Below are 12417 nucleotides of genomic sequence, written 5' to 3' on the forward strand. Positions count from 1 at the left end.
GGCGTGGGGTGTACGGGCAGCGCGGGCGGGGTGGGCGGTCCGGGGGCGCCGAAATCTTTTTACCGGCGCGTAACTTCCCTCACGCCCTTACCCGTGCGTAACTTTGCATCAACGCACGCACCTGGTGCGTCCGCAGAACCCGCCCCACTGAACCGCGCCACCCCCCACAGAAGCGCGCACCCCACTGAACCGCGCCCCCGCATCCGTGCGCCCGGAGAACCGCGCGTCCACCGAACCGCCCGCACGGAACCGTGCCCGGGGAACCGGGCACGCGCACCACGCCTCGTCCGGAACGCGGCCCGCCGCGGTCCGGATCACCGGGCGCGCCGAGCGCGCCACTCCCGTGAGCCGCAAGGAGACCCCCCGATGCCGCCCTGGACCCGTGTCCCGCGCCCCCCACGCGCACGCCGGAAGCTCGCCGCCCTGATCCTCACCCTCACCGCACTCGTCGCCGCCCCCACGGCGACCGCGACGGCCGCCCCCGCGCAGGCCGCCGCTCCCTCCAGGGGCTGGAACGACTACTCCTGCAAGCCCTCCGCCGCGCATCCCCGCCCGGTCGTCCTCGTCCACGGGACCTTCGGGAACTCGATCGACAACTGGCTGGTCCTCGCGCCGTACCTCGTCAAGCGGGGCTACTGCGTCTTCTCGCTCGACTACGGCCAGCTCCCCGGCGTCCCGCTCTTCAACGGACTCGGCCCGATCGACCGGTCGGCCGGACAGCTCGACGTGTTCGTCGACAAGGTGCTCGGTGCCACCGGCGCCCCGAAGGCCGACCTCGTCGGCCACTCCCAGGGCGGCATGATGCCCCGTCACTACCTGAAGTTCCTCGGCGGAGCCGACAAGGTGAACGCCCTCGTCGGGCTGGCGCCCGACAACCACGGCACCACGCTCCTCGGCCTCACCGGGCTGCTGCCGTACTTCCCCGGCGCCGAGGACCTCCTCACCACGAAGACCCCGGCCCTCGCCGACCAGGTCGCCGGATCGGCGTTCCTCACCGCGCTCAACGCGGGGGGCGACACCGTGCCCGGGGTCCGCTACACCGTCATCGCGACCCGGTACGACGAGGTCGTCACCCCCTACCGCACGCAGTACCTGAGCGGTCCCGACGTGCGCAACGTCCTGCTCCAGGACCTGTGCCCGGCCGACCTGTCCGAGCACGTCGCGATCGGGACCGTCGACCGGATCGCCTTCCACGAGGTGGCGAACGCCCTCGACCCGGCGAACGCCACCCCGACCACCTGCGCCTCGGCCGTCAGCTGAGCCGCACCGCCGGGCCCCCGGAACTCCCGGGGGCCCGGCGGTCACCGGGTCAGGCGCGGTGCGCGCCGCCCGCGGACCGGCGGCGGACCGAGAGGAACAGGGCGCCCGCACCGAGCGCCAGCGCGGCGGCTCCGCCCATCGCGAGATACGGGGTGCTGTCGCTGCCGCCGGTCTCGGCGAGGGCCACGTCCGCGGGCGCCCCGCCCGCGGGGGCCGTGGAGACGCCGTTCGGCTCGGGCGCGTTGGCCCCCCGGGTCCCGGCTTCCCCGGCCGCCGGGGCCGCCTCGGTGACCCGGGCACCGGTCGACGCGTCGTCGTCGCCGTGTCCGTGGTGCTCGACGGACGACTTGTCCGCGCCCTCGTCGATCTCCGCCTCGGACGGGGCGGATGCGGCCGGCGCCGGGGCCGCCTCCGCGCCGCCGTCCCCGGAGCTCCCGCCGCCGAACGTCACGTCGGAGCAGGCGTAGAAGGCCTCGGGGGAGTCGGACCGCTGCCAGACCGTGTAGATCAGCTGCCGTCCGGACGCCTGCGGCAGCGTGCCCTCGAAGACGTACGACCCGTCCGTCAGCGCCGGGTCCGTGGCCGTGGCGAACGGCTTCTCCCGGAGGTCCGACCACTTCAGCGGCTGCGACGGGTCGTAGCCCTCCTTGGTCAGGTACAGCTCGAACGAGCCCTTGTGCGGGGCGGTCGCCCGGAACGTGAAGGTGCGGCTGCCCGCCTGCACCGGCGTGGCCGGCCAGTCGGCGCGCGGCAGGTCGAGCCCCGTGAACTTCTCGTTGCCCGCGCTGCACAGCTTGCCGTCCGGGATCAGCTCACGGTGCTTGCCCGCCGCGTTGGCGATGTTGACGCCGTTCCAGTCGTACAGCGCCTGGGTGCCGCCGGCCGCCACCGCCGCCTTGCACGCCGCGGACCGCGGGTTCTCCGGTCCCTCCGCGAAACAGGCCGAGACCCGGCTGACCGGGTCGCTCAGCGAACCGTGGGCGGCGGCCGGAGCGGCGGCGAGTCCGGTCAGCACGAGCGGCGCGACGCCGAGCGCGACGAGGCCTCCGGCGAGCCTGCGGCGGGTGGGGGTGATGACGGCCATGGTGATGGTTCTCCTTCGGCGGCACGGCTGTTGGCTGCTGGTGACCAGGTCTGGTGATCAGCAAGCTAGCCGCCTCCGGAGGCGGATCCGGGCGGGAGAAGGCGCAGGTGGGGATCGTTATGGCGCGCTTAAGGAGAGGTTAGGGGAGGGCTCAGGAAGCACCGCCCGGAGCCGCCGGACCCCGGCTCCGGCGGCTCCGGGCGGGGCGGTGTCAGATCTGGACGCCCGGGGTGCCGTCCTCCACGACCACGCTCGCGCGTGTGCTGATCGGGGCGTCCGGCTTCGTCACGTGGGACAGGACCCGGAAGTCGCTCGTCCACCGCTCGCGGTCCACCGTGACACGCACGTAGCCGCGCTGGTTGTTGAAGAACTTCATGTGCGGGTTCGCCGCCAGGAACGTCTCGCCCTGGGCCGTCATGTCGGCGCCGTCGCCGCCGCTGGTGACCGAGGTGCCGACGAACTCCGAGCCCACGGTCGCCGATTCCGGGTCGGTGTAGTCGCGCTTGAGGTCCCAGGCGTAGTTCTGGTGGCGGTCGCCCGTGATGACGACCAGGTTCCGCACCCCGCGGGTGCCCGCCTCCGCGAGCAGCCGGTTGCGTTCGGCGACGTACCCGTCCCAGGGGTCGGTCCAGACCGTCGTGCCGGGACCCGGGTCCTGGTCGGTCTGGCCCATCGGCGCCTGGTTGCCGAGGATCTGCCAGCGCGCCTGCGAGCGGCTGAAGCCCGTGTGGACCCAGGCGCGCTGCCGGGCCCCCAGCAGGCTGCGGTCCGCGTCGAAGCGTTCGGCGCAGTCGGCGGAGCTGCCGTCGCCGCAGGCCTGGTCGTCGCGGTACTGGCGGGTGTCGAGCATCGTGAAGTCGGCGAGCCGCCCGTAGGGGAGCCGGCGGTACATCTGCACGTCCGGGCCGTTCGGCAGCTGGGTGCGGCGCAGCGGCGCGTGCTCGTACAGGGCCTGGAAGGCGGCGGCCCGGCGCAGCAGGAAGGTCTTCGGGTCCTCGTCGTTCTCGGAGGTCTCGCCCGCCCAGTTGTTCTCCACCTCGTGGTCGTCGAACGTCATGATCCACGGGAAGGCGGCGTGCGCCTCGCGCAGCGGTGCCTCGGACTTGTAGAGGCCGTACTGGAGGCGGTAGCGCGCGAGGTCGACCGTCTCGGTGTGGAACTTCGGGTCGGTGGTGACACCGCGCTTGTTGGTCTTCACACCGGACTCGTAGAGGTAGTCGCCGAGGTGGACGACCAGGTCCAGGTCCTCCCGCGCCATGTGGTCGTACGCCGTGAAGTAGCCGTCCTGCCAGGCCTGGCAGGACGCGAAGGCGAACTTCAGCTCACGCGGGGAGTCCCCCGGCGCCGGTGTGGTGCGGGTGCGCCCCACCGGGGAGACCGCGGTGCCGGCCCTGAAGCGGAACCAGTACGTGCGGTCGGGGGCGAGACCGCGCACCTCGGGGTGGACGGAGTGCGCGAGCGCGGGAGTGGCGACGACGCTGCCGCGGCGCGCGACCCGGCGGAACCGCTCGTCGAGCGCCACCTCGTAGTGGACGCGGACCGGCTTCGCCGGCATCCCGCCGAGACCGTCCTCGGCGAAGGGGTCGGGGGCCAGGCGGGTCCAGAGCACGACACCGTCCGACGTCGGGTCGCCCGAGGCGACCCCCAGGGTGAACGGGTCGCCCTTCAGCGGAGGCGCGGCGAACGCGGACTGGGCCTCCCACGCCCCCGTCCCGAGCATCAGCGCGGCGGCCGTCGCCCCGCCGAATCCGAACATCTTCCTGCGGGACACGGAATGCGCGAACACGGGTCCTCCTCGGTCGATCTGCGCCAACCTGGGACACGCTGCCGGGCAGTAATGTCATGCCCACGCGCAACATATGGCCGGAGGCCGAGCGTCACGTGAACAGGACGGCCGCACGTCCGGGCACTCAGGACACCGCGCGGTAGCGGCGCTCGGGCCGCCCCGTCCCGCCGTACCGGAGGGACACCTCGGCCCGCCCCGTCTCCGCGAAGTACTCGAGGTAGCGGCGTGCGCTGACCCGGGACAGGGCGCCCGCCGCGGCGCACTCGGAGGCCGACAGCCCCGCCGGATGCTCCCGCAGGACGCGTTCGACCAGATCCGCCGTGCGCACCGCCAGGCCCTTGGGCAGTTCGCGGGAACCGGGGGGACGCGTGCCGAAGATACGGTCCACGTCCTCCTGGCGGGCCTCCTGACGGGCCTCGTCCAAGGCGTCCAGGCGGTGCCGCAGCGAGGCCACGTGCTGCAACTGCTCCTGGAGGGCCGAGCGGTGGAACGGCTTGATCAGATAGTGCAGGGCGCCCGCCCGCAGGGCCGCCCTGACCACCCCGGCGTCCCGCGCCGCCGTGATGAAGAGGACGTCCGCGCTGCGGGTGTCCCCGCCGCGCTCCTCCGCCGCCCGCAGCTCCCGCAGCACCTGGATCCCGTCCATGTCGGGGAGGAAGACGTCGAGCAGGACCAGGTCGGGACGCAGCCGGCGGGCCGCGCGCAGGGCCTCGGCGCCCGTGTGGGCCACACCGACGACCGTGAAGCCGTCCACGGCGGACACATACCGGCCGTGCAGCTTCGCGACCATGAAGTCGTCGTCCACCACCAGCACTTTCGTCACGCCGACACGCTAGGGCGCGACCACAACGACCACAACGTCCATTGATTCCGGAACGGCGACAGCTCGTTAACGCGCAGGCAACATGTGGGCCACCTCACACCCGTCCCCACCCGGCTCGAAAGGCGGCACCCGGTGCGACTGCGCACTCCACTCGCCCTGTTCGGGGCTGCGCTGCTGGTGTTCCTCGGGCCACCGCTGCTCTCCACCGGCAGCGGTACCGACACCGGCACGCAGATCCCCGGACTGCGCTTCATGGTTCCCAACACACCCGGCGGCGGCTACGACATCACGGCGCGCACCGCGGCGAAGAACGCCGAGGACGCCGGACTCACCCACGGCATCGAGGTGTTCAACCTGCCCGGCGCGGGCGGCACCGTCGGCCTGACCCGGCTGGTCGCCGAACACGGCAACGGCAAGCTCGCGATGTCCATGGGCCTCGGCGTCGTCGGCGCGGTGCGCACCAACAAGGCGCCCAGGACACTGGCCGACACCACCCCGATCGCCCGGCTCACCGAGGAGCAGGACATCGTCGTCGTCGCCAAGGACTCCCCGTACAGGTCGATCGACCAGCTGCTCACCGCCTGGAAGAAGGACCCCGGCAAGATCCCGGTCGGCGGCGGCTCCTCGCCCGGCGGCCCCGACCACCTGGCGCCGATGCTGATGGCGAAGGCCGCAGGCATCGCCCCCAAACAGGTCAACTACGTGCCCTTCGACGGCGGCGGCGAACTGCTCGCCTCCATTCTCGGCAACAAGGTCGGCTTCGGCGTCTCCGGCGTCGGTGAGTACCTCGACCAGATCGAGGCCGGTGAGCTGCGCCTGCTCGCCGTCACCGGACCGGAGCGGGTCCCGGGCCTCGACGCCCCGACCCTCCGCGAGGCCGGCCTGGACACCGACTTCACCAACTGGCGCGGCATCGTCGCCCCGCCCGGGCTCTCCGACTCCGAGCGCGACAAGCTCGTCGGGCTGGTGAGCGAACTCCACGGCTCGAAGCAGTGGCGCGCGTCCATGGAACGCAACGGCTGGGACGACGCCTTCCTCACCGGCGACGCGTTCGGCGACTTCCTGGACGCCCAGGACCGACGCGTCGCCACCGTCCTCAGGGAGCTGGGACTGTGACCGGCGACAGCACGACCCCCCGGCCCGCCGGTCTGCGCTCCTGGCTGCGCGAGCACTCCGAACTCGGCGTCTGCGTCCTGCTGTTCGTGCTGGGCGTGCTCGTCCTGACCGACGCCCTCACGATGAGCGTGGACATCACCCAGCGCGGGCCCGTCGGACCGAAGACCGTCCCCGTCGCCGTCGGCACCGGACTGCTGGCCGTCGCCGTGCTGCTGGCCGTCGACGTCCTGCGCGGCGGACGCGGCGAGGCGGAGGGCGGCGAGGACGTCGACCTCGGCGAACCCGCGGACCTGCGCACCGTCGCCCTGCTCACCGGTGTCTTCCTCGCCTTCGCCGCCCTCATCGGCCCGCTCGGCTTCCCGGTGTCCGGCGCCCTGCTCTTCTGGGGCTCGGCCTACGCCCTCGGCAGCCGCCACCTCGACCGCGACCCGCTCATCGCGGCCGTACTCTCCCTGCTCACCTACTTCGTCTTCGACGACCTGCTCGGGGTGCCCCTCCCGGGCGGCCCGCTGATGGGGGTGCTCTGACCGATGGATTCCCTCAACTCCCTCATCGACGGCTTCGGCACGGCGCTCACGCCGGTCAACCTCCTCTGGGCCGCACTCGGCGTCCTGCTCGGCACGGCGATCGGCGTGCTCCCCGGCATCGGCCCCGCCATGGCCGTGGCGCTCCTGCTGCCGGTGACGTACGGACTCGAACCGACGGGCGCGTTCATCATGTTCGCCGGGATCTACTACGGCGCGATGTTCGGCGGCTCCACCACCTCGATCCTCCTGAACACCCCGGGGGAGAGCGCCGCGGTCGTCGCCGCGATCGAGGGCAACCCGATGGCGAAGGCCGGGCGCGGCGCACAGGCGCTCGCCGCCGCCGCCATCGGCCACTTCGCCGGGGGCATGATCGGCACGATCCTGCTGGTCGTCCTCGCCCCCACCGTCGCCTCGCTCGCCGTCGACATCGGCGCACCCGACTACTTCGCCATCATGGTGCTGGCCTTCATCGCCGTCACCTCCGTCCTCGGCTCCTCACGCATCCGCGGTCTCGCCTCCCTCCTCATCGGCCTGACCATCGGGCTCGTCGGCCTCGACCAGATGACCGGCCAGCAGCGCCTGACCTTCGGCTCGCTCCAACTGGCCGACGGCATCGACGTGGTGATCGTCGCCGTCGGGCTCTTCGCCATCGGGGAGGCCCTCTGGGTCGCCGCGCACCTGCGCCGTTCCACGGGCAAGCCGATCCCCGTCGGCCGTCCCTGGCTGGGCCGCCAGGACGTCCGGCGCACCTGGAAGTCCTGGCTGCGCGGGCCCTTCATCGGCTTCCCGTTCGGCGCGATCCCGGCCGGCGGAGCGGAGATCCCCACCTTCCTCGCGTACGTCACCGAGAAGCGGCTGTCCAAGCACCGCGACGAGTTCGGCAAGGGCGCCATCGAGGGCGTCGCCGGACCGGAGTCGGCGGCCTCCGCGTCCGCGGCGGGCACCCTCGTCTCCATGCTCACGCTCGGCCTGCCCACCACGGCCGTCGCCGCCGTCATGCTGGCCGCCTTCCAGCAGTACGGCATCCAGCCCGGTCCGCTGCTGTTCGAGCGCGAACCCGAGCTGGTCTGGGGCCTGATCGCCTCGCTGTTCGTCGGCATGGTGCTGCTGCTCGCCCTGAACCTGCCGCTGGCGCCGCTCTGGGCGAAGCTCCTGCGGATCCCGCGCCCCTACCTCTACGCGGGCATCCTCTTCTTCGCCGCCATCGGCGCCTACGCGGTCGGCGGGGAGGCCGTCGACCTGGTGATCCTGCTGGTCATCGGACTGATCGGCTTCGGAATGCGGCGGTACGGACTGCCGGTGCTCCCCGCGATCATCGCCGTCATCCTCGGACCGTCCGCCGAACAGCAGCTGCGGCGCGCCCTCCAGATCAGCGACGGCAGCGTCACGGGCCTGGTCGACACCCCGTTCTCGGTGACCGTCTACGCCGTCGTCGTGCTCATCCTCGCCTGGCCGCTGGTGCGGAAGGCACTGCCCCGCACCAAGGAGTGAGGGACTGTCGGCGGCGGCTGCGAGGATGCGGTCATGACGACGATCGACTGGGACGCCGCCGCCGGCTCCTTCGACGAGGAACCCGACCACGGACTCCGCGACCCGGCGGTCCGCGACGCCTGGGCCCGGCGGATGGAGACCTGGCTGCCCACCGCACCCTCCGCGGTCCTCGACCTCGGCTGCGGCACGGGCAGCCTGTCCCTGCTCGTCGCCGGCCAGGTCAGCACGACAACCCACCCTGCCGGGTGCCACCCCCTGCCGTCAGCTACTCCCAGCCGTGTTCGGTGAGCGCCCGGTCCCCCTCCAGATATGCGAGCAGCCCTTTCTCCGGGTACTCGATGATGTCGTCCGGCAGCTCGTGGACGCTGAACCACTCCAGACCGAGGCACTTCTCGGGTTCCCTGTTGACCGGCTCCCCGCTCCACCGGGTGGCCTCGAAGAAGAAGCCGATACGCTCGATCTCCGTACTCTGCCGGTGGTGGACCACGTGCACCATCCGCAGGTGTTCGGGGGCCACCCTCACGCCGGTCTCCTCCAGGAGCTCCCGGGCGGCCCCGGATCGCAGGGCCTCGCCCCGATCGAGCTTGCCCGAGGGCATGTGCCAGCGGCCGTAGCCGTACGGTCCGCCGCGGCGGGAGAACAGCAGCTTGTCGCCCTCACGCAGGATGACGTGGGTGTCGATGACGGGTTCTGCGAGTGGTTCCGGGGTCATGGTTCCTGGGATGGTGTCGACTGCGGTGAAGCAGCCGACGCTATCGGCGAATCGGGGATCGCGTCGGCGATTGTGGCAGCGACCTCCGATGGGGTGGCTTCACCGGTGTTCACGACGAGCACCTTCACACGGGCTGTCATCAGGGTCTGTGCCGCAGCCTCGTAGAGCAGGACCTCGCGGCCGGGCACGGCGCCGGGCCCGCGTGTCCTCCTCAGGTGAGCAGGGCCGTCAGCCCACCCGTGCGGGCCAGGTGCTCCAGCTCGTCCAGGGCCCGGAGGGCGGCCTCCGCCGCCGGGGCGTCGCGGCCGGCCAGACCGCTCTCCTCGAACTCGTCCTCGTCCAGCCGCAGGACCGACGCACCGTCGGCCGACACCCACAGGTCCAGGTCCAGGTCCTCGACGAGGAGTTCACCCTCCCGCAGCACGGCGGGCCGGGTGACGTCGCAGTACCAGCCCTTCAGCTCCCCGGCTCCGGTGCGTACCTCCTTCACCGCGTACCACCGGTCCCGCCAGTAGTGCTCGGTGAGGACGTCCCCGGGCTCGAACCGTACGAAGCCGAAGTCCCGGGCACCCGGGGCGGCCCAGGGGGCCCGGACGGTGATCCGGTCGCCGTCGTCGGCGACCTGCTCGGCCGGGTAGCGGATCTTCACCCGGCCCTCCTTGACCAGGGCCACCGTCAGAGCGGTCCCGGCATCAGCCGATCGCGCGGACATGGCGCACCTCCGTGGCACAGATCTCGTAGCCGAACCAGCGGTTGACCGCCAGCATCGGGCCGTTGCCGGCGTCGTTTCCGGTGAAGGCGTCCGTGTACCCGGCGGCGCGGGCCCGGTGCAGGGAGCTGTTCTTGGCCAGCTTCGCCAGCCCCCTGCCCCGGAAGGCGCGCAGGGTGCCGGTCATGGCCGACGAGTAGCGGGTCAGGCCGTCGGTCTCCGCCGCGCTGAACGCGGCGACCCGGCCGTCCACCGTCACGACCGTGGTGAGCGCGTGGTCGAAGCCGGGCCGCCGCCAGGTCGTCGCCAGCCAGTCCTCGTAGTCGGAGAACTGCACCGGGACGTCGCTCGGTTCGTCCGCGGTCGTCTCCGCGTCCGCCTCGAACAGCGGGCGCGGATCGTCCTCGAAGTCCGCCGCGGTGAGCAGCCGGACCCCGGCGGGGAGGTCCTGGAGCGGCGGCAGCGTGCCCTCCGCCAGGCCGAGGCGGAGGAAGTGCGCGGACCGGCGCGCCGTGTAGCCGCGCTTCCCGGCGAACGCGCGGTGGGCCGGCTCGTCGAGCACCCAGGAGTAGACGGCGGTCGCGCCCGCCGCGGCCAGGTGCTCCTCACCGGCCCGCAGGAGCAGCGACCCCGCGCCCCGGCCCCTCCGGTCCGGATGGACGTACGGGTTGCAGAAGCCCTGGCCGGGCTTCGGGCTCTCGTGGGAGATCCCCGCCTGCGCCGTCCCGATCACCTCGCCGTCGTCCTCGGCGACCAGCAGCCGGTAGTGCCGTTCCGGACGGGCGTCGGCCAGGTCGCGCAGGACCTGTTCCGGGGTCGTCACCATGAAGGGCAGGGCGGCACGCCGCACCCGCACCCAGGCCTCCGCGTCGGAGGGCACGAAGTCACGCACGCGTACGGTCATGCCCGGACGCTAGTGCGGACCCCGGTCCGTGCGCCTCCGAATTTCCGGCGGCACGCCCGGTGATCCGGCCCCTCGGTGGGAGACAATCGGTGCGTGACCCTGAAGATCGTCGTTGACCCGGACTCCGCCACCGCCCCGTACGAGCAGCTGCGCGCCCAGCTGTCCGCACAGGCCCGCTCCGGGGACCTGCCCGTCGGCCACCGCCTCCCGACCGTGCGCGGTCTCGCCGGGGAACTCGGCCTCGCCGCCAACACGGTGGCCAAGGCCTACCGCGCCCTGGAGACCGACGGGGTGATCGAGACCCGGGGCCGCAACGGCACGTTCGTCGCCGCGGCGGGCGACGCGGCGGTCCGCCACGCGGCGACGGCGGCGCAGGAATACGCCGAACAGGCCCGGCGCCTCGGCCTGTCGCAGGCCGACGCGCTCGCCCGCGCCGAGGACGCGGTGCGCGCCGCCTACGCGCGGTAGGAGCACGGCAGGAGGCCGGCCCGTCCTCCCCGGCGGGCGCGAGGACGGCAGCCGGGGCGAGTGCACGACGGCAGCCGGGGCGGGCCCGCCACGGAGGCACTGCGGGCGCACCACGGCAGCCACGGCATCCGGCCGCGGTCCCGGGGTGCCGCCGCGGTTCCGGAGCCGTGCCGAGGTCTCGGGGACACGCCGCGGCCCCCGGGAACGCGCCGGGTCTCGGCGGCGCGTGCCGGTCTCAGAGGTACAGACCGGCGTCCGCCCTCGCGTCCTGCTTCGGCACGGACGCGGGACCGCTGCCCCGGCGCAGGGCGAACAGCTCGGCGAGCGTCGCGCCCTCGCGGCCGATCCCCTCCTCCGTGCCCAGCCAGGACACCGACTCCGCGCGGGTCAGCGCCCCCACCTCGATGCGGGCCAGGCAGCGGCCCGGCCTGACGACGGCCGGATGCAGCCGCTCCAGGTCCTCGTTGGTCGTCACCCCCACCAGCACGTTGCGCCCCTGGCCCAGCAGACCGTCGGTCAGGTTCAGCAGCCGGGACAGCGCCTGCCCCGCCGTGTGCTTGGCCTCGCCGCGGATCAGCTCGTCGCAGTCCTCCAGCAGCAGCAGCCGCCAGCGGCCCTTCGACGAACCGTCGTCCTCCCCGATGGCGATGTCCATCAGATAGCCGACGTCGTTGAACAGCCGCTCCGGGTCCAGCACGCAGTCCACCTGGCACCAGTCGCGCCAGGACCGGGCCAGGGTGCGCAGCGCCGAGGTCTTGCCGGTGCCCGGCGGGCCGTGCAGCAGCAGGAGCCGTCCGGAGATGTCGTCGGGGGTCACCTTCATCAGGCGGTCCATCGCGTCGGCCACCGGAGCCGTGTAGTTGGGCCGGACCTCGTCCCAGCTGCCGGCGGTGATCTGCCGGGTGGTGCGGTGCGGGCCACGGCGCGGCGAGACGTACCAGAAGCCCATCGGCACGTTCTCGGGCTGCGGCTCCGGCTCGTCCCGGGCGCCGTCCGTCGCCTCGGAGAGGATCTTCCGCGCCAGCTCGGGGGAGGTCGCGGTGACCGTCACGTCGGCGCCCCTGTTCCACCGGGACACCAGCATCGTCCAGCCGTCGCCCTCGGCCAGCGTCGCGCTGCGGTCGTCGTCCTGGGCCGACCTCAGCACCTCGGCCGCGGCGGGGAGCAGGGTCGCCCCCGGTCTGACCCGGTCCAGGGAGGAGCTCTGCGAGTGCGGCTGCTCGCCCGTCGCGAAGCGGCCCAGGAACAGCGCGTCCACGACGTCGGACGGCCCGTCGCTGTCGTCCATGTTCAGCCGGATCGGCAGGGCGGTTTCGGGGTTGGCAGACATGGCGCCCATGATCCGGCACGGCGCCGCCCCGTGCACCCGGGTTTCAGGAGCCGCCCCGGGGTCGGCGGGGGTCCGCGTCGGCCCGTCGGCCCTTCCGCTCAGGGACGTTGACGGACAGGGGATGTGTCCACGGATGCGGCTGATCGCCCGTTTCCGGCTGACGCGCCGACAGGAGTCGGCCCGGACGGCTGGTTCCAGCATTTTGGC

Annotated in this window: 12 protein-coding genes and 1 pseudogene; 6 read left to right on the forward strand and 7 right to left on the reverse strand. The window is 72.9% G+C overall.

The features are described 5' to 3' along the window. Positions 1-366 precede the first annotated feature (366 nt). Positions 367-1260, forward strand: a complete 894-nt coding sequence (locus ABZ172_RS10460; protein ID WP_356882288.1) for an alpha/beta fold hydrolase — start codon at positions 367-369, stop codon at positions 1258-1260. Between the two features lie 49 nt (positions 1261-1309). On the opposite strand, the gene ABZ172_RS10465 is transcribed toward ABZ172_RS10460, so the two are convergent. From ABZ172_RS10465 to ABZ172_RS10475, 3 genes are all read right to left on the reverse strand, one after another. Further along, complete coding sequence (locus ABZ172_RS10465) at positions 1310-2344, reverse strand: lytic polysaccharide monooxygenase (protein WP_356882290.1); 1035 nt, start codon at positions 2342-2344, stop codon at positions 1310-1312. Positions 2345-2555: 211 nt separating this feature from the next. Continuing rightward, a complete protein-coding gene (locus ABZ172_RS10470) occupies positions 2556-4130 on the reverse strand; it encodes an alkaline phosphatase D family protein (RefSeq protein WP_356882292.1) in 1575 nt (524 codons plus the stop codon). Positions 4131-4254: 124 nt separating this feature from the next. Then, on the reverse strand, positions 4255-4953 hold the full coding sequence (locus tag ABZ172_RS10475) for a response regulator (protein ID WP_356882294.1): 699 nt from the start codon (positions 4951-4953) through the stop codon (positions 4255-4257). Between the two features lie 132 nt (positions 4954-5085). On the opposite strand from ABZ172_RS10475, the gene ABZ172_RS10480 reads away from it, so the two are divergent. From ABZ172_RS10480 to ABZ172_RS10495, 4 genes and pseudogenes are all read left to right on the forward strand, one after another. Next, the gene (locus ABZ172_RS10480) at positions 5086-6069 is read left to right on the forward strand and encodes a tripartite tricarboxylate transporter substrate binding protein (protein WP_356882296.1); all 984 of its coding nucleotides are present in this window, start codon (positions 5086-5088) and stop codon (positions 6067-6069) included. After that, complete coding sequence (locus ABZ172_RS10485) at positions 6066-6596, forward strand: tripartite tricarboxylate transporter TctB family protein (protein WP_356882298.1); 531 nt, start codon at positions 6066-6068, stop codon at positions 6594-6596. The genes ABZ172_RS10480 and ABZ172_RS10485 overlap by 4 nt, the downstream gene beginning before the upstream one ends. Positions 6597-6599: 3 nt before the next feature. Further along, on the forward strand, positions 6600-8087 hold the full coding sequence (locus ABZ172_RS10490; RefSeq protein ID WP_356882300.1) for a tripartite tricarboxylate transporter permease: 1488 nt from the start codon (positions 6600-6602) through the stop codon (positions 8085-8087). Between the two features lie 33 nt (positions 8088-8120). Continuing rightward, positions 8121-8306, forward strand: a pseudogene (locus ABZ172_RS10495) (class I SAM-dependent methyltransferase); the annotation flags it as partial. Positions 8307-8352: 46 nt separating this feature from the next. On the opposite strand, the gene ABZ172_RS10500 reads toward ABZ172_RS10495, so the two are convergent. The 3 genes from ABZ172_RS10500 to ABZ172_RS10510 all read right to left on the reverse strand — a co-directional run bounded on the left by ABZ172_RS10500 (position 8353) and on the right by ABZ172_RS10510 (position 10412). Then, positions 8353-8799: an NUDIX domain-containing protein gene (locus tag ABZ172_RS10500; protein ID WP_356882302.1), complete on the reverse strand. Its 447-nt coding sequence runs from the start codon at positions 8797-8799 to the stop codon at positions 8353-8355. A gap of 211 nt (positions 8800-9010) precedes the next feature. Next, positions 9011-9511, reverse strand: coding sequence for a DUF402 domain-containing protein (locus ABZ172_RS10505; RefSeq protein ID WP_356882304.1), 501 nt, complete (start codon positions 9509-9511; stop codon positions 9011-9013). Next, on the reverse strand, positions 9492-10412 hold the full coding sequence (locus ABZ172_RS10510; protein WP_356882307.1) for a GNAT family N-acetyltransferase: 921 nt from the start codon (positions 10410-10412) through the stop codon (positions 9492-9494). Before ABZ172_RS10510 ends, ABZ172_RS10505 begins: the two co-directional genes overlap by 20 nt. A gap of 93 nt (positions 10413-10505) precedes the next feature. Between ABZ172_RS10510 and ABZ172_RS10515 the strand changes: the two genes are divergently transcribed. Further along, on the forward strand, positions 10506-10880 hold the full coding sequence (locus ABZ172_RS10515; protein ID WP_356882309.1) for a GntR family transcriptional regulator: 375 nt from the start codon (positions 10506-10508) through the stop codon (positions 10878-10880). A 235-nt stretch (positions 10881-11115) separates the two neighbouring features. Here ABZ172_RS10515 and ABZ172_RS10520 read toward each other — a convergent pair whose 3' ends face one another. After that, the gene (locus ABZ172_RS10520; RefSeq protein ID WP_356882311.1) at positions 11116-12210 is read right to left on the reverse strand and encodes a DUF5925 domain-containing protein; all 1095 of its coding nucleotides are present in this window, start codon (positions 12208-12210) and stop codon (positions 11116-11118) included. Positions 12211-12417 lie beyond the last annotated feature (207 nt).

This window comes from Streptomyces sp. NPDC006296 (genome assembly GCF_040613235.1).
Taxonomy (GTDB): domain Bacteria; phylum Actinomycetota; class Actinomycetes; order Streptomycetales; family Streptomycetaceae; genus Streptomyces.